The 3501-nt window shown below is 67.3% G+C and carries 4 protein-coding genes; 3 read left to right on the top strand and 1 reads right to left on the bottom strand.

What is annotated here, in order from left to right:
* Both rpmG and VA603_RS17990 read left to right on the top strand, forming a co-directional pair.
* A partial coding sequence (gene rpmG, locus VA603_RS17985) for a 50S ribosomal protein L33 (RefSeq protein ID WP_323439653.1) occupies positions 1 to 81 on the top strand: 81 nt, incomplete at its 5' end.
* A 153-nt stretch (positions 82 to 234) separates the two neighbouring features.
* The gene (locus tag VA603_RS17990) at positions 235 to 1611 is read left to right on the top strand and encodes an FAD/NAD(P)-binding protein (RefSeq protein ID WP_132863865.1); all 1377 of its coding nucleotides are present in this window, start codon (positions 235 to 237) and stop codon (positions 1609 to 1611) included.
* A 75-nt stretch (positions 1612 to 1686) separates the two neighbouring features.
* On the opposite strand, the gene VA603_RS17995 is transcribed toward VA603_RS17990, so the two are convergent.
* A complete protein-coding gene (locus VA603_RS17995; RefSeq protein WP_132863863.1) occupies positions 1687 to 2229 on the bottom strand; it encodes a hypothetical protein in 543 nt (180 codons plus the stop codon).
* Between the two features lie 260 nt (positions 2230 to 2489).
* Here VA603_RS17995 and VA603_RS18000 point away from each other — a divergent pair.
* Positions 2490 to 3501, top strand: a 1012-nt coding sequence (locus VA603_RS18000) for a UvrD-helicase domain-containing protein (protein ID WP_323439649.1), incomplete at its 3' end; no start/stop codon positions are given.

A 3501-nucleotide genomic window follows, 5' to 3' on the forward strand; every position in this document is an offset into this window, starting at 1 on the left:
ACCCCGGGGAAGATGGAATTCCTGAAGTACGATCCGGTGGTGCGCAAGCACGTGATGTACAAGGAAGGCAAGATCAAGTAATCCGCCCGGATTGCCTGGTCTACCGTTCCACCCAGGACCCGCCGCAAGGCGGGTTCTGTGTTTCAGGCGTGTGAAAGCCCGCCAGCGCATCGCCCATGAACACATGCCGGCAGGGCATCAGGCAGGGGGATGGCATCGCCTACAATCGGGCGGATGAGCGTTCTTGATACCCCCGGGCCGTGTGATGTGGCCATCATCGGCGGCGGTGCCGCCGGCGTCCTTACCGCCATCGGCCTGCTGCGCGGCGCGCGGTCGGCGTTGCGCATCCTGATCCTGGAGCCCTCGTTGCCGCTGGCGCGCGGCGTGGCCTACGCCACGCCCTACGACGAGCACCTGCTCAACGTGCCGGCCGGCAAGATGGGCGGCTTCCCCGACCAAGTCGAGGACTTCCTCGATTACCTGATCCACGCCCAAGCCTTCCCCGGGGTGGCGCGCGACACGCTGGCCGCGAGCTTCGTGCCGCGCTGGCGGTACGCCGAGTACCTGCGCGCGCGCCTGCAGCAGGCCGTGGACAGCAGCGCCGCACAGCTGGAGATCCGCGCCGAGCGCGTGCTTGAGCTGGACCGTGACGGTGATGGCCTGCGCCTGGTCCTGGCCTCCGGGCAGGCGGTGCAGGCCCGGCGCGTGGTGCTGGCCTCGGGCAATGCATTGCGCCCGTTGCCGGCCCGTGGCGCTGGCTCGCTGCCCGAGGACAAGCGCGTGGAGGCATGGGATTTCGCGGCGGTACGTGGGATCGCCGAGCATGCCGACGTGGCGATCATCGGCTCCGGCCTGAGCATGGCCGACACCGTGGTGTCGCTGCTGGCCAGCGGCCACCGCGGGCGTATCCACGTGCTGTCACGGCATGCCCTGATGCCGTTGCCACATGCCAAGGGGCCGGCCGCCGACTACGACCCGGAGCCGCTGCTGGCGATGAACCTGCGCCAGCGCCTGCATGCCCTGCGCGGGCATGCGCGCGCGGCCGCCGCGCGCGGCATCCCCTGGCAGAACGTGATGGAGCGGATCCGGCCGATGGGCCAGGCGCTGTGGCAGACGCTGTCCTGCGATGACCAGCGGCGCTTCCTGCGCCACGTGGTGCGCTATTGGGACATCCACCGCCACCGCATCGCCGGCTCCGTGCATGCACAGCTGGTGCAGCTGCAGCAGGAAAAGCGGCTGGTGCTGCATCGCGGCCGGTTGGAGACCGCGGTCAGCGAGGGTGCCTGCGTGCGGCTGACCGCCATGGACCTGCGCCGTCATCCGTTGCCGCTGGACGTGCACTGCGTGGTCAACGCCACCGGCGTGGAGATGCGCGCCCAGGCCATGCGCAATCCCCTGCTGCAGCAATTGCTGGGCAGCGGGCTGGCGCGCCCGGGGCCGCACGGCATGGGCATCGACAGTGCGCCGGACGGCAGCCTGATCGACGCCGACGGCGTGGTCGAGCCGCGCGTGCAGGTACTGGGCAGCCTGCGCATCGGCCGGCTGTGGGAAAGCCTGGCCATTCCGGAATTACGTGGCCAGGCGGCGCAGGCGGCTGTGGCGCTGGGCTGAACCGTCACGCCTGCGGGGGCAGGGAATGATCAGCGGGGAATTGAAGAGGGGCGCCGTCGGCGCCCCTCTGTTGTTTCAGGACTTCCCCTGGCCGCCGCCAGCGGGGGGCGGTTCGGATCCGCCGGTGTTGGGTGCCTTGGGGGGATTCATCGAGCGGAATGATGGCTCGAAGCGTTCGCCTCCGCGAACCGGCTGGTCCCGGTTCATCAGCGCAAGGCGCCGATTGTCGACATGCGCCCACGACCATTCACCGCGCGGGATGCTCTGCGAGGAGACGTAAGTGAACTGGACGGCCTGGCTGCCGTCTTCGGCGGTCAGTGTGATCAAGGCCATGTTGGCAATGAACTGACTGCTGATTGCGCGGCCGTCCTTGTTGTTGGCGGGAGCAGTGACGATTTCCTGCAGGTTGTCCTCCAGCAGGCGGTTCAGCCTGGGAGAAAGGCGAAAGGCTGGATTGACGCCGGACACGCGGCCTTTGGCATCCACCTTGACCAGGACAGGAAGCACCTGGCGGTGATCGACATCCTGTACGGACGGGGAGGCCGACTCGGCGAGTGCCGCGCCATGAACAGCCATCAGCGCGAGCGTGCCCGCGAGTGCATTGATCATCTTTCCCATGATCCTTCTCCTGAAAGTTGACTTACCGCTGATCCGTGCAGTGCAACTACCGTAATGCCGATGACACTCTATTGGGGTGCCGGTTGCGCTGTCAAATGACGCACCAAGGCCGTGAGAGCTTCCTGTTGCACGGTCGAAACCCGGGACAAACCCTGCGCTTCAGCCCCCGACATCCGTGCGATCGCATGTATGGCACCCCGTCGTCGTACTCGATCAATCGAGGGATCAGTCATTGAGACGGTCTGGCGTAAAATGGCCGGATGGATGTCTCCCACCTTCTCGACGGGCTGAATGCGGCCCAGCGCGAGGCCGTTTCCGCGCCTCTTGGTCACCACCTGATCCTTGCCGGCGCCGGTTCCGGCAAGACGCGCGTGCTCACCCATCGCATTGCCTGGCTGAACGAAGTCTTCGGCGTGCCGACGCACGGCATCTTCGCGGTGACGTTCACCAACAAGGCCGCCGGTGAGATGCGGCACCGCATCGACCTGCAGCTGCGCAACGGCAGCCGCGGCATGTGGATCGGCACCTTCCACGGCCTGGCCCACCGCCTGCTGCGCCTGCACTGGGCCGAGGCCAAGCTGCCGGAAGCCTTCCAGGTGATGGATTCGGACGACCAGCTGCGGCTGGTCAAGCGCGTGGTGCAGCAGCTGGAGCTCGATGACGGCAAGTACCCGCCCAAGCAGATCATGTGGTGGATCAACGCGCAGAAGGATGAGGGCCGCCGCCCGCAGCACATCCAGCCCGAGCCGCACGACCAGTGGGGCGAAACCCTGCGCCAGGCCTATGCGGCCTACCAGGAGCGCTGCGACCGCGCCGGCCTGGTCGACTTCGCCGAGCTGCTGCTGCGCGCGCATGAGCTGCTGCGCGACAACCCGGCGCTGCTGGCGCATTACCGCGCGCGGTTCCGCGAGATCCTGGTGGACGAGTTCCAGGACACCAACGCCATCCAGTACGCCTTCGTGCGCGTGCTGGCCGGCGACAGCGGGCATGTGTTCGTGGTCGGCGACGACGACCAGGCCATCTATGGCTGGCGCGGCGCCAAGGTCGAGAACGTACAGCGCTTCCTGAAGGATTTCCCGGGTGCCGAGACCATCCGCCTGGAGCAGAACTACCGCTCCAGCGCCAACCTCCTGGGCGCGGCCAACGCGGTGATCGCGCACAACCCCGATCGCATCGGCAAGCAGTTGTGGACCGACAGCGGCGACGGCGACCCGATCGACCTGTTTGCCGCCTACAACGAGATGGACGAGGCGCGTTACCTGGTCGAGCGTG

Source organism: Stenotrophomonas capsici (assembly GCF_034961085.1).
GTDB classification, from domain to species: domain Bacteria; phylum Pseudomonadota; class Gammaproteobacteria; order Xanthomonadales; family Xanthomonadaceae; genus Stenotrophomonas; species Stenotrophomonas capsici.